Source organism: Streptomyces misionensis, assembly GCF_007896895.1.
Taxonomy (GTDB): Bacteria; Actinomycetota; Actinomycetes; order Streptomycetales; family Streptomycetaceae; genus Streptomyces; species Streptomyces misionensis_A.
In genome coordinates, this window is sequence record NZ_VOGW01000114.1 from 11,957 (window position 1) to 32,936 (window position 20,980).

Sequence of the window (20,980 nt, forward strand, 5' to 3'; positions counted from 1 at the left end):
GGCCAGGGAGTGTCGCTGATCCGGTCCCCGGGCCGCTGGGCGTACTGGGCCCGGCCGTCGGCGCCGAACCGGTCCAGCTCGGTGGCCTTTGCTTCCTAATGCTGTTGTCAACCGGCTGCAGGGGCTGGAGGTGTGATTTGGTAGCAGCGTCGGTCACGGATCAGGGCCCACAGGACGTTGACGCGTCGGCGGGCGAGGGCGAGCACGGCCTGGACGTGCTTCTTGCCCTCAGCTCGTTTGCGGTCGTAGAACTTCCGCGAGTTCGGGTCGTAGCGGACGCTGACCAGAGCCGAGGTGTAGAAGACCCGTTGGAGTCTTCGGTGGTAGGTGACCGGCCGGTGGAGGTTGCCGCTGACCTTGCCCGAGTCGCGTGGAGCGGGAGCAACACCGGCGAAGGCCGCCAGGGCGTCCGGGGAAGCGAACTCGTCCAGGCTGCCGCCGACCGCAGCCAGGAACTCCGCGCCGAGTACGGTCCCGATACCCGGGACGCTCAGGACGATGTCTGCGAGTTCGTGCTCGCGAAACCGGCCCTCGATGAGCTTGTCCATCTCGGAAACCTGCTCGTTGAGGGCCATCACCTCCTCGGCCAGAGTGTGGACCAGCTTTGCGGTGGTCTTCTCCCCGGGAACGGCGGTGTGCTGGCGCTCGGCGGCCTCGACCACGGCCTCGGCCAGGGATCTCGCGTTGCGGACCTTGCGGTTGGCCAGCCACGTCGTCAGCCGCGAGACGCCGACCCGTCGGATCGCGGCCGGGGTCTGGTACCCCGTCAGCAGCCTGAGAGGGCCGGTGTTGGTCACGTCCAGAGCCCGTTCCAGGGCCGGGAACATGCTCAGCAGAGAGCTCCGCAGGCGGTTGACCACACGGGTGCGGTCCTCGACCAGATCGGCACGGCGCCCGGTCAGCAGCTTGAGCTCGACGGCGGCCTCGTCGCCGGGGCGGATGGGCCGCAGGTCGCGGCGCATCCTGGCCTGGTCGGCGATCACGTAGGCGTCGCGGGCGTCGGTCTTGCCCTCGCCGCGGTAGCCGTCGGCTGCCCGGTTCACCAGCCGGCCGGGGATGTAAAGGATCTCCTGGCCGTGGTTGACCAGCAGCGCCAGCAGGAGCGCGGGCTCCCCGCCGGTCATGTCGATGGCCCAGGTGACCTCGCGGCCATCGGCCAGGTCCAGGACGTCACCGATCAGCTTCAGCAGCTCGGGCTCGTCGTTGGCGATCCGCCGCGACAGCAGCGTCTTGCCGTCTGCGTCCAGAGCGATGCCGTGATGGTGGCCCTTGCCGCTGTCGATCCCCGCCCATATCCGGCTCATCGTGCTCCTGACGCGCATGTTCGTGATGTTCGTGCCACAGACGACCTCGCCGGCATTGCTCTACACAGCGACTTGTTCGCACTTCCTAATCGGCGGCCGAGTCGTCGTGGGGCGCTGGGCGGCGAAGCAAGGGAAGCCACGAGACGGCAGCCGCCTGATAGCCACACCCAGCACCCCTGGGCGACCCAACCCTACGAATGGCTCGATCAACCCGAACAAGACGGTAGAGCCGCCTGACCAGGACTTGTCCGGTCGATCATGTGTCCCTCACCTGCCTTGCTCGTTGGTCCGGGCACGGGGCGGGGAGATCTCGCGGCGTCCGGCACACCGTCCCGGAGAAGACCGACAGCCGGGCCGCACGCCTGCGCAAAGGCTCACGCGGCGGCCGGCCGCCGGGCTTCGACGAGGAGCGGTACAAGAGAGGAGCGGTACAAGAAGCGCAACACCGTCGAACGGGCCATCAACAAACCCAAGCACGCCAGAGCCGTCGCCACCCGACACGACAAACACGGACACACCTACCTCGGCACCGTCACCGCAGCAGCCCTCGTCATCCGGCTCCGCACATGATCGTCCGGACGGAACCCAGCGGGTCCGGGCCGGGATCGGGGCGACGGGGGCGGTGGTGATGCGGTGCATGGTGTTCTCCGGTGGATCGATCCGGTCCGTGGTACGTAGTAGGGCGGTCGGCGTCACGCGGGCCGGCTCAGCGTCCGCAGCGCCAGCCGGCCGCACAGCGCGGCGAGCGGCAGCTCGGCGCCGAGCGCCATGGCGACCGCGGTGGCGAAGTCGCCGCCCGGGGCCGCGGTCGTGGTGTCGAACCAGGCGTCCACCACAAGCAGCGTCGCGGTCGCGGCGGCTCCCAGGGCGTGCCGCCGGTCGCCGCGGGCGGCGAGGAGGCCGGTGGCGATCAGGCCGAGCGCCTCCAGCGCGTCGAGCCCGACCCAGGCGACCGGCCAGTGCGCCGCGGTCGCGGTGGCCGGCAGGCCGGTGGCCAGCACGTACAGCCACGGCAGCAGGGCGAGCCCGCAGGCGACCAGCAGCCACCCGGCCCGCCGCATGCCCCGCGCCGGGCGCGGCTGCTCCGGCTCTTCGCGGAGCGGGAGGACCTCGGCGCGGTCGAAGCCCTTGGCATCGGCCACTTCCTCATCGCACCAGTCCAGTTGCCGCATCGTCTTCTCCCGCTCCCCGTCGGCTCTCCCCTTCACGTGCTCCACCCTCCGCCGCGCACCAGGGCGCCGTCAGTCACGCAGGGTGCCGACCCGGGGTGGAGAAAAGTGCACCCCCGAACCGGGCGCGAGCGTCATGGCACGGGGATGGCCTGCGGCTTTACCGTTTGGCCCATGCAACTCATGACGTGGCCGCAGTTGGTGCTGGGCCGGCCGTTGCGCAGGGCGGGACACCGGACCGCGCTCGTCGCCGCCGGCCTGCCGCTCCACCTTGCCGTGGTGCCACTGTGGCTCTGGCTGCTCGGCGCGATGGCGGCGTTGACGCACGCGCCCGGCGCGGCGGCCGTGACTCCGCTGCCCGTGCTGCTCACGCTCGTGGTGACCCCCCTGCTGACCGTCGGGCAGCGGCGGCGCTACCGGGCGCTCGTCGGCAAGGACCTCCCGCGTCCCGCCGCACCCGGGCCGGGAGGCAACTGGAAGACGGCGGTGCGCCGGCTGACCGGCCGGGCCTTGTGGCGGCAGGTCTGCTACCACGCCGTGGCGGGTCCGCTGCTCGCCGTCCTGGACCTCGCCGTCCTCGCCGTCTGGGCCGCCGCTCTCGTGGCCGCCTCCATCTACGTGTGGATCTGGGCGCTGCCCCCGCAGTGGCGGGTCACCGACCTCGGGTACAGCACGCAGGCCGCGTACCTCACCGCCGGCGGCCTCGCCCTGCTGTTCCTCGGGCCCCGGCTGACCGGCGCTCTGGTGCGGCTGGAGACCCGGGCGGCCGAGGTCCTGCTCGGCCCCAGCCGCACGGAGAAGCTCGCCCGCCGGGTCGCCGACCTCGCCGAGAGCCGGGCCGGCGTGCTCGACGCCGCCGACGCCGAGCGGCGGCGGATCGAGCGCGACCTGCACGACGGAGCACAGCAGCACCTCGTCTCACTCGCCGTCAACCTGGGCCTGGCCAGAGCCACCCTCGGCGACCTGCCGGCGGACGCCCGCAAGGTGATCGACGAGGCGCACCGCCAGGCGAAGGAGGCGATCGCCGAGCTGAACAACCTGGTGCGCGGCCTGCATCCGGCCGTCCTTGAGGACCGCGGCCTCGACGCCGCGCTGTCCGGGGTCGCCGCCCGCCTCCCGATCCCGGTGCGCGTAGCGGTGGACCTGCCGCAGCGCCCCTCGCCCACGGTCGAGGCCGTCGCGTACTTCGTGGTCTCCGAAGCCCTGACAAACGTGGTCAAACACGCCCAGGCGACCCGGGCGGACGTGACGGTGGAGCGGATCGGGGAGACACTGCTGGTGGTCGTCGCGGACGACGGAGCGGGCGGCGCGGATCTCGATGCGGCCGGCGGCACCGGGCTCGCCGGGCTCGCCAAGCGCGTCGCGTCCGTCGACGGCACGTTGTCCTGCCGCAGCCCCGCCGGGGGCCCGACCGTCATCACCGTGGAGCTGCCGTGCGCGCCGTGATCGCCGAGGATTCCCTCCTGCTGCGCATCGGCGTGGTCAAGGTGCTGGAGGCGGCCGGCTTCGAGATGTGCGCGCAAGTCGCCGACGCAGAAGGGCTGCTGGCGGCCGTCGAGGAGCACCGGCCCGACATCGCCGTGGTCGACGTGCGCATGCCGCCCGGCTTCACCGACGAGGGCGTACGCGCCGCGCTGGTGATCCGCCGCCAGTACCCGCGTACCGCCGTGCTGCTGCTGTCTCAGTACGTGGAAGAGCGCTACGCCGCCGATCTGCTCGCCGCCCATACCTCGGGCGTCGGCTACCTGCTCAAAGAACGGGTAGCCGACGTCGAGGAGTTCGCCGAGGCGGTACGCCGGGTGGCGGCCGGCGGCACCGCGCTCGACCCACAGGTCGTCGCACAGTTGCTGATACGCCGGCACAGCGATCCGCTCGACCGGCTCACCCCCCGCGAGCGGGAAGTGCTAGAACTGATGGCAGGCGGCCGGTCCAACTCCGGCGTCGCCACCGAACTGGTCATAAGCGAAAGCGCCGTCGCCAAACACATCAACAGCATCTTCACCAAGCTCGACCTGCCCAAGGCCGACGCCGACCACCGCCGCGTCCTGGCGGTCCTGCGCTTCCTCGGCATCGCGACCGCGTAGTAGGCGAACCTGCCCGTGCACACCGTCCCCGCGGACCTCTCCGCGCCCGACGCCCCCGCCCGGATCGCCGCGCACGTCGGAAACCTGACCGACCGGCTCGACACCCTCGTCAACAACGTCGGCACCGCACACTTCGCCTCCCTTGCCGACACCACGGTCGACGAGATGAACACCATGTGGCACCTCAACGTCCAGGTGCCGCTGCTGCTGAGCCGGCAACTCCTGCCCGCCCTCGTGAACGCTCGGGGAAGCATCATCAACATCAGCAGCTACTGGGCCCGCAAAATGGTCGCCGGCCGTCATTCGGCCGCCTACTCCGCCACCCGCGGAGCGCTCAACTCCATGACCCGGGCACTGGCCAGCGAACTCGGCCCCCAAGGAGTCCGTGTCAACGCCATCGCTCCCGGCGCCGTCCGCACTCCCCAGTACGAACGCTCCTATCTCGCCCCCATGACCGCAGAGGAACGCACCGCACACGACGCGCAGATCGAGCACTCCTACCCCCTGGGACGCCTGGGCACCGCCGAGGACATCGCCACCGCGGCCGCCTACCTGGCTGCGTCAATCTGACGACTGGCCCCGCTTGCCGAGTGGCCAGTTCTCGCCCCGGGCCGGACGACCCCGAAGGCGACCCGGAACGTTCAGTGAGGCCTTCCCCCGCGTGGTCCACCAACCGAGACCGCTGCGGCGGCTGTGTGCCGTCCCGGCCGCCGAGCAGGTGATCCGGGCCCTGGACGGCGGGCAGGATCTGCTGTTCCCGGCCGAGTGCGGGAGCGAACCAGCGCGGCTGGGCGTCGCGCACGATGATCCCGCGCTCCCCTAGCGCAGCTCCCAGCGACCCCGACCGCTGCGCCCTGGCCTGGCTCGCCGCCGCCCTCTACACCGATACGGTCGAACGGGGCGCTGTGCGCGGACGGCTGGGGAGCGCCCGCGCCGCAGGTGCCCGCCGCGCGCCCCCTGAGGTCACGGGAGGCGGAGCAGCATGGCGGTGAGAACGAGGGCCAGCAGGGCGACGTAGCCCCGGGCGTGGACCCGGTCGGCGATACGGGGCGGCCTGCGGCGCAGCAGAATGACGACGGGCACGGCTCCCAGCAGGAGCAGTGCGACGGTCCCGAGGTCGACCGAACCGGCGGCGAGCAGGAGCGCACCGGTGTCCACCGTGTCGCCCGCCGCGGGGGTCGTCGTCAGAAAGAGCGCGCAGGCGGGGGCGCTGATGCAGAAGGTGAGGGGATTGGCGAGCGCGGTGGCGGCAGCCATCGGCAGCCCTGAGCGGCGCAGCAGCGGCACCGTCAGCACGCTGCCGCCGACGCCGAGAAACGAGGCCACCGAGCCGATCGGCACGCCGAGCGCGGCGGGGACGGCGACGGTCCCGTCCGCGGCCGGGCCGTCGTGCGCGGGGCGCAGGAAGCCCGGCCGTACGAGTACGTCCACGAGAGTGGCGGCCAGGTAGAGGACGAAGCCCCAGGTGATCAGTCTCGGGGGTGCGAACGTCGCCGCGACGGCCCCGGCGAGCCCTCCGGCGCCGAGCAGCGCCAGCAGCAGGAGGCGGCGCCGCAGTCCGGTCAGCAGCGGTCTCGGCGTGGCGGCGGTGGCGACGGCCGCGTTGACGACCATGACGAGGGAGGAGGTCGCCACGGCGATCGTCGAGGCGGCCGGGCCAGCGGCGGCGTCGGCCCAGACGACGACCGGAACGGTGACGAAGCCGCCGCCGAACCCGAAGAGCACGGTGGTCAGCCCGGTCAGCACGCCGATGGCGAGGAGGAGTACAACAGTCACCCGGCCAAGTCCAGCGGACGATCCCGGTGCCGACAATCGAAGAAAGCACCGATGCTTTCGAGTTTCGGCCCTAGGCTGGTGAGATGCGCAATGTCTCGCTCGCCGAGCTGGACCACCTGCCCGCCGAGGTACTCCCGATCGCGACCGACTACCCGCCCGGCACCTTGCTGACCTGGCACGAGCACCGGCGTGCGCAGTTCCTGTACGCGGCCACCGGGACGATGCTGGTGGAGACCGGCGAAGGGGCCTGGACGGTGCCGGGCGAGCGGGCCGTGCTCATCCCGCCCGGGACGCGCCACCAGGTGCGGATGCTGGACGTGCGGACGTCGAGCCTGTACATCGAGCCGGACGCGGTGCCGTGGTGGCCGCGCTCCTGCCGGGTGGTCGAGGTGGCGCCGCTGCTGCGGGAACTGCTCCTCGCCGCCGCGGACCTCGACGCCGACTACGCGGCCCGCGACCGGGACGGCGCGCTCGTCGCGCTGATCCTCTGCGAGCTGGCGACGCTCACCGAGGTGCCCCTGCACATCGTCCTGCCGCACGAGGCCCCCTTCGACGAGCTGTGCCGCCGCTATCTGGCGGGCCCGGACATCGCAGTCACGAACGCCGGGTGGGCGCGGGCAGCCTCGATGAGCGAACGCGCCTTCACACGCCGCTTCCGGCAGTTGACGGGCGTGAGTCCCGCCGCCTGGCGGGCCAGGGCCAGGCTGCTGGCCGCCATCCCGCTGCTCCGTCACAAGTCCGTCACGCAGGTGTCGGCGCTGCTCGGCTACTCCTCCCCGGCCGCGTTCTCCTACGCCTTCTCCCGCGCCTTCTCCGTGCCCCCGTCGTCATTGAGACACTGAGCGACGGCGAGCCGCGCCGGTCTGCGCGACCGCCGGGGCCGGCGTGGCGGTGAACGTGGCCGGTGCGGCGGTGGCGTCGGCGGGGTAGAACTCCGCGAGCCCGTCCAGCAGCCGGGCGTAGGCGTCGCGCTCGGCAGGCGGGGCTCGGTCTTGCCGTACTCCAAGGCGGACACCGCAGCCCGGCGCTCCACACCGCCGTCATGGACACAGACACGAACATCCGGAACGCGCTCGACAAGAGCGTCGAGAAGCTGGAGACTGCCGGCCGGGCCGCACACGACAAGACGACCAAGGATGTCGTCGACGAGCTCGGCAGGATGCGCTCGAACTTCCGCGACATCCACAACAGGGCCGTTGGCGCCGCCAATCCGGAATTCGCCGGGCGCGATCTCCGTCGAGCGGCCCCTGGATGATCACATCGAGGCCAACCGGACAACTAGTTGTTGCCGGCAAGCAGGTTCTTGACGCCTCGCTCCGGTTGCAACAGTGGAGTTCGTCGGCGACGGCGAACGTGACAAGGCCACCGTCGCGCGGGAACCGCGCACATCGTCCCCGCAGGACCGTTCGACCGAGCTAGTGCTGCGACCGGAAAGGTTCACCGGCTCGCGACGCCCGGCAAACCCTCCCGGCCACAGCACTAGCCGGGTTCGGGTTCGTCGTGGATGGTCAATGCTCCGGCGAGGTCGAGGTCGGCGACAGTGCCGTGTGCGCCGGCGCGGACGAGCAGCACTGCGCCGAGTGCGGTGCTCCAGAACGTCCTGGCCTCCACGTCGAGCGGTCGACGGGCCCTCCAGCCGCGACTGTCGACGAACTGGCGCACGAAGCGCTCGGATTGCCGGAACAGCAACTGGAGGTGCCGGTCGACCACCGGGGCGAGTTCGGGCTTGGAGATCCCGGCGGCGAGTGCTCGCGCGACCGACGGGAGCGAGGGCATGGCCAGTACGGCGCGGGCGATGTTGCGCCGAAATGTCGCCGCATCGGGGGCTTGGCGGCCGAGGCGCTCGATCCGTCGGGCGTCGTGCAGCAAGCCGAGAAAGGCGGCGTGCACGAGTAGCGAGTCCTTGGAGCCGAAGTAGTACGTGACCTGATTGGGGAAGACGCCTGCCGCGTTCGCGATCTCCGCGACGCTCACCTCGGCACCGGGCCGCTCCTTGCAGAGCCGGGCAGTTGCCTCAATCAGCCGACGCCTCGTGGCGCGACCGCGGTCACGTGAGCGCGCCGACGTTGACCGAGCTTCAGTCCGCTTCTTCTCCACACCGAAATTGTATGTGATACAACAAGGCCCCGTCAGCTTGTATCGCATACAAGAAAGGTTCAAGGGCATGCACCGGACTGAAGTCGTCGTGACCGGGCTCGGCGCGATCACACCACTCGGCGGAGACGTGGAGTCGACTTGGACAGCCCTGCTCGCCGGCGAGTCCGGCATCCGCGGCGGCGCCCTGCGAGGCCAAGAGGACATCGGCCTTCCCGACACCGTCGCGGGGACGATGGCAAGCGACCCCGCCGAGTCGCTGCTGCCGGTGCAGGCCAGGCGGCTGGACCGCTCGCAGCAGGCAGCCCTCACCGCGGCGGCGGAAGCCTGGGCCGATGCCGGTGCCCCGCGGGTCGATCCTGACCGGCTCGCATCATCGATCGGCACGGGCATCGGGGGCGTACGGACGCTGCTAAAGGAAGACGACGTGCTGGAGGCGGCCGGGACGCGGCGCGTCTCGCCACGCACGGTCCCGATGCTCATGCCCAATGCGGCGGCGGCGCTGATCAGTATCGAATACGGTGCACGGGCCGGGGTCTACACGCCCGTCTCGGCGTGCTCCTCCGGTGCCGAGGCGATCGCCCTGGGAGCCAGGCTCATCCGTGCCGGCGAGGCGGACGTGGTCATCGCGGGCGGGACCGAGGCCGCGATCACCCCGATCACCGTCGCCGGCTTCGTCCAGGCGCAAGCACTGTCGCGTTACACCGCTGAACCCGCGTCAGCGTCCCGGCCGTTCGCCGCAGACCGCAGCGGATTCGTCCTGAGTGAAGGCGCCGCGGTCGTGGTGCTCGAAAGCGCCGAGCACGCCAGCGCCCGAGGCGCGCGCGTCCACGCGGTACTCGCGGGTGCCGGCATCGCCGCCGACGCTCACCACATCACGGCGCCCGCTGCCGACGGCTCCGGTCAGATCTCGGCCATGCAGAAGGCCCTCGCGCAAGCCGGTTTGGCTCCCGAGCAGATCAGCCACATCAACGCCCATGCCACCGGAACTCCTGTCGGCGACATCGCCGAGGCGCACGCGATCAGGAAGGTCTTCGGCCGCGCCTCCGTGACGGCCCCCAAGGCGGCGCTCGGTCATCTCTTTGGCGCCGCCGGCGCGATCGAAGCGCTCATCGCCGTCCTCAGTGTGGAGCACGGCGTCATCCCGCCGACCCGCAACATCACCGCGGCCGGCGTCGGTCCCGACATCGATCTCGATGTCGTCGCAGAGCGACGAGACGTCCCCCAGGAAGCCGTGCTCAGCAACTCCTTCGGCTTCGGTGGGCAGAACGTCTCACTCATCGTCACCGGCGCACGGCACCACGCGTCCCGTACGGCTTCGACCACACCATGACCGGCCGCAGAAGGCCCGGGCCGACGCCAAAAAGAGCCGCCCGGCGGCGTCGCCGTCGAGCCCGATGACCACGGGCTGGGGCGCTCCCGCGGCGGCCTGACCACCAAACTGCACCTGGCGGTCGAGCAGGGGCAGAAACCCATGTCCATCGTGGTCACCACCGGGCAGCGCCGGGACTCCCCGCAGTTCGAAGCCGTTCTGGGCCGGGTCCGGGTGCCCCGACCGGGGTCGGGCAGGCCGCGCACCCGGCCGAAGCGAGTGCGCGCCGACAAGCCGACAAGGCGTACGCCTCCCGCAAGAACCGCGCCTATCTGCGGCGCCGGGGCATCCGTTGCGCCATCCCGGACAAGGCCGACCAGGCCCGCAACCGCAAGAAGCTCAGCTCTCGCGGCGGTCGGCCACTCAAGTTCGACCCGGGACTACAAAGGCTCGGCACGCGGTCGAGTGCGGCATCAATCGGCTCAAAAGGCACCGTGCCGTGGCTACGCGATACGACCAACTTGCGGTCCGCGACGAGGCAACCGTCCTCGTCGCGGCCATCAACGAGTGGCTGTGACCAGCGTTTTCACCAGGGACGCGGGAGGGCCGTCAGCGGTGGCCCAGCACGTTGACCACCCGTCCGCTGGGGTCACGGACGAAGAACCGCCGCACGCCCCACTCCTCGTCCTGCAAGGAGTGAATGATCTCCGCGCCGCTCGCCCGCATGACCGCATAAGCCGCATCCACGTCGTCCACCTCGACACTCATGTCGGGGGTGAGGGGCGCGGTCTTGTCGCCGGTCATGACGCTGATTTGCGCTGCCGGGCTGGACGGGGACGCGAGCGTCATGATCCAACCGTGGTTCATGACCTCCTCGAAGCCCAGTAGGCCATAGAACTCCCGGCTCTCCTGCGCGGCCTCCGACTGGATGTTGGGCACGACACGGCGAACGGCCATCGGCGACTCCAAACGAGAACGACAGTGTCTCTGCCTCCCCAGGAGTACTACGACACATCCACCGCCGCACACACTTTCGATACACGCCCCGGTAGGGGCAGTTGTGCCCGACGGCCCCGCCAGCGGCGTACGCCCTCCTCTCCGTCGGCGTCCGCACCGACGACCTCGATACCGTCCTGAGCGCCCAGACACCCTCGGGAGCCCGGTCGAGTTCGTCGAAGGCGGGCTCGGACGAAGCCCCGGCCCCGGCCCGGCAGGGTCAGGTGCCGGCGCTCAACGCGGGCTGCGCCGGCTCCGGTAGGCCGCGACGCTGGCCCGGTGTGAGCAGGTTCGGGTGCAGTACTGCTTCGAGCCGTTGCGCGAGAGGTCCACGAAGGTGGCCCGGCAGGTCGGCCCGGCACATACGCCGAGACGAGCGGGACCGAGCGTGGCGATGACGGAGGCCAGTGCGCTGAGCGTCGTCGCGGCAAGGTGCGCCGCGCAGCGGTCGGTGTCGGAGGTCACCTCGGTCCACCAGCGGCCGTCCTCGTGGCGCAGTACCGGGGTGGCGCGGCTGCGACGCAGACCGTCGTTGATCAGAGCCGCGGCTTCGACCGCGTCCGCGTTCGCCCGTTCGAGCACCTTACGCACCGTCTCGCGCAACGCACGTACTTCCGCCAGGTCGGCGCGGGTGAGATGCCGCAGACCGGTCCCTCGGTTCGCGGCCGAAGTCGGACGCTCAGCCGCGGGATGGTCGTCAAGGAAGTCCCGGAGCTGCTCCACGGACTCGAGCGTGTCCTCTCCCTTGACCGGCCTCAAGGTGTTGGCCAGGTCGACGGCCGTCTGGACCACCAATGGGCTGTAATACGCATCCGGCATTTGACGTGTCTCCTCACTGCTCCGTAATGTTACACGCAAAGGAGCTTTCGCATGTCACAACGTACCCGGCAGGGGACGTCGTCGCAGACGATCCCGTCTGGAGGGGCCCCGGCACCGGAGCGAACCGACGCCCCGGACGGGCGTCGGCTGGGGCTGTCTTTGGGGATGCTGGTGCTGCCGATGTACGTGGCACTGGGAGCGCCGTCGGTGGCTCTGCCGGCCATCGGCCGCGCACTCGCGGTGCGGTTCGGGGCCACCGCATGGATTCTCGCCGCGTGGTCGCTGACCTCCGCGCTCGCGATGCCGGTCACGGGACGGCTGCTGGTCCGCTGGAGCCCCTTCCAGGTCCTCGTCGCCGGGGTCGTGGCGCTCGCCGCGGGCTCCGCCCTCGCCGGAGCCGGGCCGGAACTGCCCGTCGTGATCATCGGCCGACTGATCGGCGGTGCCGGGGCGGGCGCGACCGTGATCGCCGTCTTTGCCGCGGCCACCGCCCTTCCCGGGCGGCAACGGAATCGCGCCGTGGGAATCATCGCGGCCGCCGGCGCGACGGCGTCGGGGTGCGGGACGCTGTTGGGCGGGGCGGTGACCGCATGGCTCGGGTGGCGTGCCGTGCTCGCGATCCCGGTCCTCGCACTGCCTCTCCTGCCGGCCGCCTTGCCGATCAGGCGCGCGCCGACGCGGAGCGGTAGCGGCGAGCGAAACGGCTCGACCGGGCGAGTCGATATCGTCGGCGCGGCCGTGCTGTCGGTACTCGCCGGCTCCTTGATCACGTTGCTGCAGGCCCACTCGGTCGGCCTGCCCGCTGCGGTCACGCTCGTCGTGGCTGCCGCCGGGGCGCTCGCCGCCGCGGGGCTGTGGTGGCGCGTGCGAAGCACGCCCGACGGGTTCGTGCCTCGGCGGGTGATCGCATCCCGCGGCTTCCTGGCGGCCGGGCTCATCGGCGGGACCGTCTTCGCCGGCTACTACGGGGTGCTGTTCCGCGCCCCGTCTCTGATCGAGCAGGCCACGGGCGGTGGCCCCCTGGAAGCCGGCTTGCTCTTGGTCCCGGCCGCCACCTGCTCGGTGCCGGCCGGGCGGCTGGTCGGCACCTTGACCGACCGGTTCGCCGGCTGGCAGGTGTCGGCCGGGCTTGCGGCGCTCACCGTCGTCGGCGTGCTCGTGGTCGCGATCTTCACCGGGCCGATCCCGATCGTCGTCGGCACGGCGTTGGCCGTCTGCGGGTTCGCCGGCGCCCAAGCCGTACTGGTGAGCCTCGCGCCGGACCTGGTCGCCGTTCACGACCGCGACACCGCACAGGGCTTGCTCAACTTCGTGAACGCGCTGGGTGGCGGGATCGGTCCGGCCGTTGTCGCGGGTCTGTCCGGCATCGTGCCGGTGCCGGTGGCCCTCGCCGTGCTCGCGGCACTCCCCCTGGCCGGACTCGTCCTCAGCCTGACCCGGCGCCCTACCGCCGACCGCTGCCCCGGCCCCGACGCCACCCGTGGGACCCGCGATGACGGTCCACCTGCATCTGATCCGATAACGCCTTGACCAGTAAGGAGCCTTGCCATGTCCGCCGAGCCGTTCGAGGTCAGCATCACCGAAGCCGAGATCGCGGACCTGCGTGAACGATTGCGACGGACACGGTGGCCCGAGCGCGAGCCGGTGGACGACTGGTCACAGGGTTTGCCGCTGTCGTATGCGCAGGAGCTTTGCCGCAGTTGGGCCGAGGACTACGACTTCGGGTTCGCCGAGCGGCTCAACGTGTTCCCGCAGTACCGCGACACGATCGACGGGCTGGGCATCCACTTCCTGCACGTCCGCTCGCCTGAGCCGGACGCGTTCCCGCTCGTGCTCACGCACGGGTGGCCGGGTTCGGTGCTCGAGTTCCTGGAGGTCCTCGGCCCGCTGACCGACCCGCGCGCGCACGGCGGTGACCCGGCGGACGCGTTCCACGTGGTCGCGCCGTCGTTGCCCGGGTACGGCTGGAGTGACAAGCCGTCGACGACCGGGTGGGGCATCACTCGCACCGCGCGCGCCTAGGACACGTTGATGGTCTCGCTGGGTTACGAACGATACGGCGCGCAGGGCGGGGACTGGGGTTCGGCGGTGTCCGCGGCGCTGGGCGAGGTGGCGCCCGAGCGGGTCGCCGGCGTGCACGTGAACCTGGGATCCGTGGCGGCGGGCACGTTCGACGACCCAACGCCCGCGGAACTGGCGAACCTCGAGGCCGAGAACGAGATGCAGCGCACCGGCCGGGGGTACTCGGCGATCCAGGCGACCCGGCCGCAGACGCTCGGCTACGGCCTCGCCGACTCCCCGTCGGGGCAGGCCGCCTGGATCGCCGAGAAGTTCTGGGCGTGGACGGACAACGACGGCCATCCCGAGGACGCGTTGTCGCGGCAGACGATCCTCGACGAGATCTCGGTCTATTGGTTCACCGCGTCGGCCACGTCGTCGGCGCGCCTGTACTGGGAGAGCTTCGCCAACTTCCGGGACAAGGTGACCGCGCCATCCGGGCTGTCGGTCTACCCGCGCGACATAACCCGCCCGTCGAGGCGGGAGGCCGAGCTGCGGTTCACCGACCTGCGCTGGTTCGAGGAGTTGCCGCATGGTGGCCACTTCGCCGCGCTGGAGCAGCCGGAGTCGCTGGTCAAGCAGGTACGCGGGTTCTTCCGCCTGTTCCGCTGACCGTCCGTGCCAGCCTCTGGGAAGCCCGCGCCCGGGGGATGGTCCTGCCCCTCCCCCGGGTTGCCGGCAAAACGACGGCCACGCTCGGCGAGCGGACGCCGGCGATCCCCCCTCGAACGAGGAGTCGGCTTCGAATGGCGAAGCAGCACTACGGTGCGAGACATGTCGGTGCTCATAGCGGCCCATCGGCGAGCCGATCGAGCAGATCGACGGCATCGTCACCGGGGCCCCCGGGGGCGCTCACCTCCGGCGCCGGCCCCCTTCCGGTCTTCGTCGCGGTACATCCCGACCGCTACGTCGCGGCGGTGTTTCGCCTCCGCCGGCGGAAGTCCGGCTCTGCCGCCCGCTCAGCGCAGCAGCGCGTCGAGGAACGGGCTGGACAACACGTGGTGGGGGTCGAGTCGGTCGAGAATCGCGACCGCCTGGTCCCAGCCCGGCCCGCCCCCGGCGCGCTGGCTGGCGGGGATGGCACGGGTGAGGACGTCTGGGTCGGACCACGCGGCGGTGTCGCTGTAGGCCCAGCCCTTGGACCATTCCACGCGAACCGTCGCCCGGTCCCCGTCCAGGGCCAGGAGGAACTGCTCGATGTCGCGGTAGAAGCGGTGCAGGGCGGGTGTCGTCGGCAGGGAGAGGACGTCAAACCACACGGCGGTGTCGACGTCCGGCCGGTCGGGGCGCGGCCGCAGGGCGGACAGCAGCGGGGGCCGCGCGCCGGGAACGCCGCACACGAGCGGGTCCTCCAGACCGGTCACCCGGATCTCCACCTGGCCGTTGACCGGGTACTCGCCGCGCGCCGCGTACCGGGCGAGCAGCGTGCGGTAGAAGCCGGTGAACTGGCTGACCACCCACTGCAGATCGGCGCGGCGGGTGAGGACGGCGTAGCCGTTGGCGGTCTCGCGCAGCGTGGTGGGCCGCACGTACTGCAGCAGGTTGCGGGAGGCCCCCCACAGATCAGAGCGCAGACCGCCTGCCAGCAGGTGGGTGAGCACGTCGCCGGTCAGCACGTCCCGCACGAGGGTCCCCGAGAGCAGGACGTCGGTGATGTCGCCGGTCAACGCGACCTTGGCCAGCAGGTACTGGACCTGCCCGAAGAGCGGCGCGCTCGCCCACGCCCCGGAGACCAGGTCCCCGGCCAGCCGGGCCACCGGCTCGGGGAGGGAGTCGGAGAACGGGTAGTTGTACGGTTCGTCGACCGCGCGGGCGGTGAGCGGCCGCTTCGGGGCGACACTCCAGACCTTCAACCAGGGGCAGTCGGTGAAGGCGAACCAGATCGCCTCGACCCGGCCGGTGCGGTCCACGAAGTTGGCCAGGGTACGCGTGCCGGCAGGAGCACCGGGGGCGGCGAACAGCTCGGTGGCGGGGATGTCCAGAATGGACTGGCAGCGCAGATGGTGGTCGGTGCCCACCCGCACGACGGCCTCGGTGACGAGCGAGCGGCCGAGGTGAGTGAGGAGCGCATCACAGTCGGGCTCGGCTCGGCCGACGGTCCGCAGGACGTAGCGGCCGGCGGCGTCGTCCCAGACGACCACGGTCAGCTCGGTGACCAGGTTGCTCAGCGAGCCGTAGCCGTGGCCGGACGACGGGCTCTCGCCGACGGCGGGAACGGCCGTGCCGTGCGCGCCGATGGCAAGTGCGCCACCGACCGACAGATCGCCGGGTGCCGGCGCGGAGGCGACCCCGTATCCGCCCTCGCCGGCGAACGCGAGCAGCGTCTCCAGCGAGGCGCCGGCCTGGGCCCGGACCCGGGCCGACCCGTCGGCGGCCTGCTGCTCCAGCGACATCGCCGTGAGGTGTGCGGTGGTGTCCAGCAGGACGACCCTGGCCGCGGCGGGTGTGCCGTCGGCCACCGTGAGGGGGGCCCAGCCATGCCGCTGCCCTTGCGCGCGTACGGTCCAGCCGGCGCCGTAGGCCCAGTTGACGACGTCGAGCACCTCCTGGGGGCTGCGCGGCGCGCACGTCCACAGCTGGTCGCTACGAATCTCACCGGCCCAGTTCTCGTAGGCGCGCTGATAGACGTCGATCCCGGCCGGGAAGCCCGGCGGCGCTGCCGAGGCCGCGTAGGCGCTGCCCGGCCGGACCAGCCCGCGCAGCAACCAGACCGCGCCGCCCGCGGCGGCCGACGACGCGAGCAGCCTGCGCCGCGACAGCCCGCCGCCCTGGTTCGAAGGACCGTCCGTCATCCCCGCACCCCTCTGACCCGCGCTCCGAACCGGCCCTGCCGGGCCGGTCGAGCACGCACGTTACCCAGCGAAGAAGGCCCCGCGGTCATACGTTCTACCTATTCACTTGAACGAGTGAATGACCTGCGAACCGGCCCCTCCTGGGGACTCCTGCCATGCAAGACGCCTGCCCGGCCCGCCCGCTGTAGGCGAGGGCTATCGGGGGGCGAGGGAGATCGGACTGCGGTGGCCTGGCGACAGCTCGGGCCGTTGCCAGACGTCGGCGAACAGCACGTCGTCCAGAGCCGGGCCGGGGCCGTCGCCGTCGCGCTCTGACCACGGCGTCCGTCGACGCGGTCGTCCCCGCCCACCCCGAAGTCGACTGGGAGCGGCTGCGCGTGGTGGAGAAAGCCCGGCGCTCTCCGCTGGCATCGCTGCGCCAGGAACCGACACCCGCGTAAGCCTGCCGAGGGTGCAGCCCTCCGCACCCGGGCCCGTGGTCGCGCCGGGTGCGGAAGGTGGTCACACGGCCCTGGGGGCGCGCCGCCTCCCAGCGGTCCAGGCGTTCGTAGAGGGCGCGGACGAGGCGGGCGCGGTTCTGGCGCAGCGCACGATCCCCTCGGTCGTCGCGGACAGCCGGCCTTCCGCCTCGCGCAGGACGACGCCGGCGAGCGCCCGGGGGCCGTTGTCCTTTGGCAGTTGGGCGGCGCGGCGGCGGACGTCGGAGGCGACGGCGCGGTCGTGGCCGGTGAGCTGGAGGGCGATCCGCTCGTAGTCGCGTTCGACGAGCGTGTCCGGGCCGGTTAAGGCCAGGACTGCCAACGCTTCGCAGCCATGGCCGGCGAGAACTGGTCCGACTACTTGCCCGCGACTCGCCCGCGCCCGCACCAAACGACAGGACGGGACGTGGCGGAAAGGAGTTGAAGGAGCGGCCCCGAGTCGAGGTCGTCCGGGAACATGAAGCATGCATCCGGATGACTGGCACCTCACTCAGGACGTCGACGCCTTCCTCGCCCGAGCTGGGCACTTCCTGCGCTCGCGCGCCGCCCTGCATAACACGCCGCTGACGGACATCGAGAAGCTGCGGACCCACAGGGCGGCCGAGTCCGACGACGAAGCCGCCGTTTTCGGCCGACTGGAGTCACAGGGTGAGGTTCTCGCGATCTTCTATCTCACCCCCCTCGGCCGCCTGGGCCTCACTCCGCTCTCCGCCGAGCAGACCGACACCCTCGCTGCACACCTGGCAGGTCTCGGTCACTCACCCGCCCAGGTCATCGCGGAGCACGACACCGCTGGCGCCTTCTCGGAGTCATGGCAGAAGCACACGGGCGCGGCGTCGGAACCTTTCTGGAAGACGCATCTCTACCGTCTCGGCACGCTCACCCCGCCGCAGCCGCGCCCGGAGGGCCGGGGCCGCCTCACGGGCCGTGAGGACCGTGACCACATCATGCGCTGGTGCCGTGAGTTCTGCGTCGACGTCGGGGAGCAGCGTTCCATCGACTTGATCGACGCCGGCTCCTGGGACGACTCGCGTTTCGGCGACAGGCACTTCATGTTCTGGGAGACCCCGCAGGGCGTCCCCGTCTCGATGGCGGCCTCGACCTCGGTCGTCGGCGGCATGGTCCGGGTGGATCCCGTCTATACCCCGGCCCACTTCCGCGGCCGCGGCTACGCCGGTGCGGTGACCGTCGAGGCGAGCAGAGCCGCACAGGCCGCAGGGGCGACGGACGTCGTCCTGTTCACAGACCCGGACAATCCCACGAGCAACGCCCTCTACCAGCGCATCGGCTACGTCCATCTCGCCGACTTTGCCGGATACAGGTTCTCCTACGGCGCACCAGAGGCCGGATGACCGGCCTCTGGACAACGGCCCAGGAATGCTCGCCAGTAGCTCCCGCATCGGAGATACGGCGGGCTTTGCGCACCATCTGCCGCGGACCGCTGCGCGAATAGCGCATGAACCGAAATACTGTCTCTTCGCCAGCAGGTCCGCGGGACGAGCGAGGTGATCGTCGGCGCAGTCGCCGGCTCCCTGACCGCGCCGCGGACACTGCTGTTCGTCCGGTTCGACGGCGAAGGATGCCTGCAGTACGTCGGCCGCACCATCGCCCTCGCCCGCCAGACGGGCGCCGAGGACACAGCTCAGTGGCAGGCACCCAGCCGGGCGCTACCCGCAAGAGCGCCCCGGCGTCCGGCCAGGCCCTCGGAATGTCGACCTCACGCAGCGGGTCGATGGGGTCCGGGACCGCTCTTCCGTCGGGCGATATGCCGTCCTCGTGACGGTGAGCCTCTTCCAGCCTCATGCCGGCGCGTGGTGAAGGACGAGGACGGCCTTCACGATCTTGGTGATGCGGTTGGTGCTGCGGCGGAGTTTCCGCGGGAGCCACCGGTCCTTGAGGGTGGCCATGGCCTGCTCGCCAAGGCAACGGATCTTGGCGTGGGTGGTGTTGTGGCGGCGTTTCCACTGCTCGAGGCAGCGACCCGGCGGACGGCCGGGCGGATCGTCAAACCGGGCGAGTGGGGGCGTCGGCGGAGGAGCCCGGCACGGTCTGCGCGCTGGGCCCGGCTCCATGTCCAGCCCTCGTCGCCGGCGTCGGCCAGCCGCAGCCGAAGGCGGCCTCCACGAAGCACTGGTGGTACGCCGCCTCCGCGCCCTGACGCAGGGCCTCTCGCAGGGCCGCCGGGGCCGGTGGCACTCGCCGGGACCATCCGTCGCGCAGCAGTGACACGGCGAACCCGGCGAGAAAGGCGTCTCCGCAGCCCATCGTGTCGGAGACGGAGGCGGGGTCCGCAGCGCGGGCCGGCGCGACGGCCGTGGTCCGGCCGTCGTACGCGATCGCCCCGTGCAGCCCGCGGGTGGCCAGCGCCATCCCGGCCCCCCGGTCCACGGCCTCGGCGAGCAGGGCACGGGTGGCGGCCTCGTCCAGGTGTGAGCACGACAGCAGCGCGAGGTCCAGGTGCGGGCAGACGCGGTCGAGATAGGCGGGTGTACGGAACTCCTCCTCGTCGGAGAAGTCGAAGCTGAGCAGTGGGCCGGCCGCCGCGAGCAGCGGGAGTTCGGCCTCGGTGCCGGAGTAGACGCTGGAGTGCACCAGGCTGAAGGAGGCTGCGTACGCGAGCAGGCCGGGGGTGACGGGGACGGGGGCGTGGACGGCTGCATCGCCGGGCTCGTAGCCGAGGAAGACCCGGTCACCGTCCCGCACGTGCAGGGTGGAGACCGACGTCGCGCCGTGGCGCACGACGCTGTGGTCCACGGTGACGCCCTGCGCCGCCACGGCCGCGCGCAGTCTGGTGCCGAGGTCGTCGTCGCCGAACACCCCCGCATAGGCCGCGTCCAGGCCGAGCCGGTGGGCGTAGACGGCGACGTTGACGCAGTTGCCGCCGGGGTAGTCGGTGCCGCGGTCCACGAAGCGGTCGATGGTGTTGTCGCCGAAACCGAGGACTTTCATCAGGGTCTCCCGAGGCGCGGGCGCGGTACGCGGGGGCACAGCACCCGCCGTGGGCGCGCCGGTGCCGGGCACCGGCGCGCGGGGCGGATGGACGAGGAGGAACCGGTCGGAGGGTTCAGTAGTCCATGACGCGGTAGTAGCGGCGCAGGTCGAGTGAGTGGTCGCGGACCCGCTCGAGGTGCTTGCTGACCCGGTCCATCACGGTGTCGAGCACCAGCGGGGCGAGCAGTCCGCGGAACTCGGGGCTGATGCCCTCCAGGGGATAGTCGCGGGTGTCGAAGACGGTGACGTCCTTGGAGACGCGCTTGGCGAAGGCCTCGGCCCGGTCGGTCAGCGCCCGGGTCTCGTCCTCACCCTGGAAGACGATGACGCTGGTGTTCTCCTCCAGCAGCTCCAGCGAGCCGTGGAAGAACTCCGCGCTGTGCACACGGGTCGTGCGCAGCCACTGCATCTCCTCGAGGATGCACATGGAGTACAGGTAGGTGAATCCCCACAGGTTTCCGCCGCCGATGAGGAAGTGGTAGTCGGTGTCCTTGTGGGTCTCGGCGAAGTCGGACGCCACCGGCTCGGCCTGCCGGGCGACGTCGACCAGGACGCGGGGCAGGACGCCGAGCTCGTCGGCGAGGCGCTCGTAGCCCTCGAACTCGCCACGGCGGGAGAGCAGCCGGCCCATGAACAGCAGCAACTGGACGTCGAACGGCCAGGCCTTGGGCTCGGAGACCAGCGCGGTGTCGACGTTCTGGGCGACGGGTGAGTCGGGGTAGCCGGTGAAGCCGATCGTGTGGGCGCCCCGGGACTTGCAGTAGTCGATGGCGCGGAGGCTGTCATCGGTGGTGCCGGAGACGGAGGTGAAGACGGCGATGGTGCGCTCGCCGAGGCGGGCGTCGCCGGAGACGACGAGTTCGGCGGCGACGGCGGCCCGGACCGGCAGCACCGAGGTGCGCCGGGCGAGGTGCTCGTAGGGCCACATCTGCGCGTACGTGCCACCGGCGCCCACGAGGAGGACGTTGTCGTAACCCTCGTCGGCCAGACGGTCGACGAGCTTCTCGATCTGGGGACGCAGCGCCAGCAGGCTCTTCGTCTGGGAGACGAACTCGGCTTCGTTGAACTTGAGCACGGTGATGACTTCCTCAAGGGTTGTTCCGCAC

18 protein-coding genes and 3 pseudogenes are annotated in these 20,980 nt (G+C 71.3%); 10 read left to right on the top strand and 11 right to left on the bottom strand.

The genetic code is table 11. The features are described 5' to 3' along the window. Positions 1-107: 107 nt before the first annotated feature. Together FRZ03_RS20130 and FRZ03_RS20140 are read right to left on the bottom strand one after the other, a co-directional pair. A complete protein-coding gene (locus FRZ03_RS20130; RefSeq protein WP_146466550.1) occupies positions 108-1,304 on the bottom strand; it encodes an IS110 family RNA-guided transposase in 1,197 nt (398 codons plus the stop codon). A 692-nt stretch (positions 1,305-1,996) separates the two neighbouring features. Then, positions 1,997-2,512, bottom strand: a complete 516-nt coding sequence (locus FRZ03_RS20140) for a hypothetical protein (protein ID WP_146466552.1) — start codon at positions 2,510-2,512, stop codon at positions 1,997-1,999. Positions 2,513-2,647: 135 nt separating this feature from the next. Between FRZ03_RS20140 and FRZ03_RS20145 the strand changes: the two genes are divergently transcribed. The 4 genes from FRZ03_RS20145 to FRZ03_RS39240 all read left to right on the top strand — a co-directional run bounded on the left by FRZ03_RS20145 (position 2,648) and on the right by FRZ03_RS39240 (position 5,380). Further along, the gene (locus FRZ03_RS20145) at positions 2,648-3,919 is read left to right on the top strand and encodes a sensor histidine kinase (protein WP_146466553.1); all 1,272 of its coding nucleotides are present in this window, start codon (positions 2,648-2,650) and stop codon (positions 3,917-3,919) included. Then, positions 3,907-4,557 carry a response regulator transcription factor gene (locus FRZ03_RS20150; RefSeq protein ID WP_146466554.1) on the top strand — a complete coding sequence of 217 codons (651 nt, stop codon included), beginning with the start codon at positions 3,907-3,909 and terminating at the stop codon, positions 4,555-4,557. Before FRZ03_RS20145 ends, FRZ03_RS20150 begins: the two co-directional genes overlap by 13 nt. A 15-nt stretch (positions 4,558-4,572) precedes the next feature. Beyond that, entirely contained in the window at positions 4,573-5,127 is a 555-nt protein-coding gene (locus FRZ03_RS20155; RefSeq protein ID WP_261399268.1) for an SDR family NAD(P)-dependent oxidoreductase, read from the top strand. A gap of 91 nt (positions 5,128-5,218) precedes the next feature. Then, on the top strand, positions 5,219-5,380 hold the full coding sequence (locus FRZ03_RS39240) for a hypothetical protein (protein WP_186785522.1): 162 nt from the start codon (positions 5,219-5,221) through the stop codon (positions 5,378-5,380). A gap of 140 nt (positions 5,381-5,520) precedes the next feature. Here the strand turns inward: FRZ03_RS39240 and FRZ03_RS20160 are convergent, their stop codons facing one another. Continuing rightward, on the bottom strand, positions 5,521-6,333 hold the full coding sequence (locus FRZ03_RS20160; RefSeq protein WP_146466555.1) for a sulfite exporter TauE/SafE family protein: 813 nt from the start codon (positions 6,331-6,333) through the stop codon (positions 5,521-5,523). 83 nt (positions 6,334-6,416) lie between these two features. Between FRZ03_RS20160 and FRZ03_RS20165 the strand changes: the two genes are divergently transcribed. Then, on the top strand, positions 6,417-7,175 hold the full coding sequence (locus FRZ03_RS20165; RefSeq protein ID WP_146466556.1) for an AraC family transcriptional regulator: 759 nt from the start codon (positions 6,417-6,419) through the stop codon (positions 7,173-7,175). A 200-nt stretch (positions 7,176-7,375) separates the two neighbouring features. Then, complete coding sequence (locus FRZ03_RS20170) at positions 7,376-7,588, top strand: hypothetical protein (protein WP_146466557.1); 213 nt, start codon at positions 7,376-7,378, stop codon at positions 7,586-7,588. A 224-nt stretch (positions 7,589-7,812) separates the two neighbouring features. On the opposite strand, the gene FRZ03_RS20175 is transcribed toward FRZ03_RS20170, so the two are convergent. Beyond that, the gene (locus FRZ03_RS20175; protein WP_146466558.1) at positions 7,813-8,430 is read right to left on the bottom strand and encodes a TetR/AcrR family transcriptional regulator; all 618 of its coding nucleotides are present in this window, start codon (positions 8,428-8,430) and stop codon (positions 7,813-7,815) included. A 67-nt stretch (positions 8,431-8,497) separates the two neighbouring features. Between FRZ03_RS20175 and FRZ03_RS20180 the strand changes: the two genes are divergently transcribed. Further along, entirely contained in the window at positions 8,498-9,760 is a 1,263-nt protein-coding gene (locus tag FRZ03_RS20180; protein ID WP_146466559.1) for a beta-ketoacyl-[acyl-carrier-protein] synthase family protein, read from the top strand. Between the two features lie 588 nt (positions 9,761-10,348). Here the strand turns inward: FRZ03_RS20180 and FRZ03_RS20190 are convergent. Further along, positions 10,349-10,696, bottom strand: coding sequence for a VOC family protein (locus FRZ03_RS20190; RefSeq protein WP_146466560.1), 348 nt, complete (start codon positions 10,694-10,696; stop codon positions 10,349-10,351). Positions 10,697-10,969: 273 nt separating this feature from the next. Further along, complete coding sequence (locus FRZ03_RS20195; protein ID WP_146466561.1) at positions 10,970-11,554, bottom strand: CGNR zinc finger domain-containing protein; 585 nt, start codon at positions 11,552-11,554, stop codon at positions 10,970-10,972. Positions 11,555-11,605: 51 nt separating this feature from the next. Between FRZ03_RS20195 and FRZ03_RS20200 the strand changes: the two genes are divergently transcribed. Together FRZ03_RS20200 and FRZ03_RS20205 are read left to right on the top strand one after the other, a co-directional pair. Then, complete coding sequence (locus tag FRZ03_RS20200) at positions 11,606-13,084, top strand: MFS transporter (protein ID WP_146466562.1); 1,479 nt, start codon at positions 11,606-11,608, stop codon at positions 13,082-13,084. Positions 13,085-13,102: 18 nt separating this feature from the next. Next, positions 13,103-14,224: pseudogene (locus FRZ03_RS20205) on the top strand (epoxide hydrolase family protein). A gap of 347 nt (positions 14,225-14,571) precedes the next feature. On the opposite strand, the gene FRZ03_RS20210 reads toward FRZ03_RS20205, so the two are convergent. Both FRZ03_RS20210 and FRZ03_RS41240 read right to left on the bottom strand, forming a co-directional pair. Continuing rightward, entirely contained in the window at positions 14,572-16,404 is a 1,833-nt protein-coding gene (locus FRZ03_RS20210; protein ID WP_146466563.1) for a cholesterol oxidase substrate-binding domain-containing protein, read from the bottom strand. Positions 16,405-16,918: 514 nt separating this feature from the next. Then, positions 16,919-17,349: pseudogene (locus FRZ03_RS41240) on the bottom strand (restriction endonuclease); the annotation flags it as partial. On the opposite strand from FRZ03_RS41240, the gene FRZ03_RS20225 reads away from it, so the two are divergent. After that, on the top strand, positions 17,348-18,235 hold the full coding sequence (locus tag FRZ03_RS20225) for a GNAT family N-acetyltransferase (protein WP_146466564.1): 888 nt from the start codon (positions 17,348-17,350) through the stop codon (positions 18,233-18,235). The pseudogene FRZ03_RS41240 and the gene FRZ03_RS20225 sit on opposite strands and share 2 nt — an antisense overlap. A gap of 447 nt (positions 18,236-18,682) precedes the next feature. Here the strand turns inward: FRZ03_RS20225 and FRZ03_RS20235 are convergent. The 3 genes and pseudogenes from FRZ03_RS20235 to FRZ03_RS20245 form a co-directional block, all read right to left on the bottom strand. Then, a pseudogene (locus tag FRZ03_RS20235) lies at positions 18,683-18,844 on the bottom strand (transposase family protein); the annotation flags it as partial. A 43-nt stretch (positions 18,845-18,887) separates the two neighbouring features. Next, positions 18,888-19,832: a PfkB family carbohydrate kinase gene (locus FRZ03_RS20240; protein WP_146466566.1), complete on the bottom strand. Its 945-nt coding sequence runs from the start codon at positions 19,830-19,832 to the stop codon at positions 18,888-18,890. A 115-nt stretch (positions 19,833-19,947) separates the two neighbouring features. After that, positions 19,948-20,949 carry an SIS domain-containing protein gene (locus FRZ03_RS20245; RefSeq protein ID WP_146466567.1) on the bottom strand — a complete coding sequence of 334 codons (1,002 nt, stop codon included), beginning with the start codon at positions 20,947-20,949 and terminating at the stop codon, positions 19,948-19,950. Positions 20,950-20,980 lie beyond the last annotated feature (31 nt).

Coding starts and splice junctions, on each gene's coding strand:
- FRZ03_RS20130 (WP_146466550.1), bottom strand. CDS start 1,304: ATGAGCCGGATATGGGCGGGGATCGACAGCGGCAAGGGCCACCATCAC.
- FRZ03_RS20145 (WP_146466553.1), top strand. CDS start 2,648: ATGCAACTCATGACGTGGCCGCAGTTGGTGCTGGGCCGGCCGTTGCGC.
- FRZ03_RS20165 (WP_146466556.1), top strand. CDS start 6,417: ATGCGCAATGTCTCGCTCGCCGAGCTGGACCACCTGCCCGCCGAGGTA.
- FRZ03_RS20170 (WP_146466557.1), top strand. CDS start 7,376: ATGGACACAGACACGAACATCCGGAACGCGCTCGACAAGAGCGTCGAG.
- FRZ03_RS20180 (WP_146466559.1), top strand. CDS start 8,498: ATGCACCGGACTGAAGTCGTCGTGACCGGGCTCGGCGCGATCACACCA.
- FRZ03_RS20190 (WP_146466560.1), bottom strand. CDS start 10,696: ATGGCCGTTCGCCGTGTCGTGCCCAACATCCAGTCGGAGGCCGCGCAG.
- FRZ03_RS20195 (WP_146466561.1), bottom strand. CDS start 11,554: ATGCCGGATGCGTATTACAGCCCATTGGTGGTCCAGACGGCCGTCGAC.
- FRZ03_RS20200 (WP_146466562.1), top strand. CDS start 11,606: ATGTCACAACGTACCCGGCAGGGGACGTCGTCGCAGACGATCCCGTCT.
- FRZ03_RS20210 (WP_146466563.1), bottom strand. CDS start 16,404: ATGACGGACGGTCCTTCGAACCAGGGCGGCGGGCTGTCGCGGCGCAGG.
- FRZ03_RS20225 (WP_146466564.1), top strand. CDS start 17,348: ATGCATCCGGATGACTGGCACCTCACTCAGGACGTCGACGCCTTCCTC.
- FRZ03_RS20240 (WP_146466566.1), bottom strand. CDS start 19,832: ATGAAAGTCCTCGGTTTCGGCGACAACACCATCGACCGCTTCGTGGAC.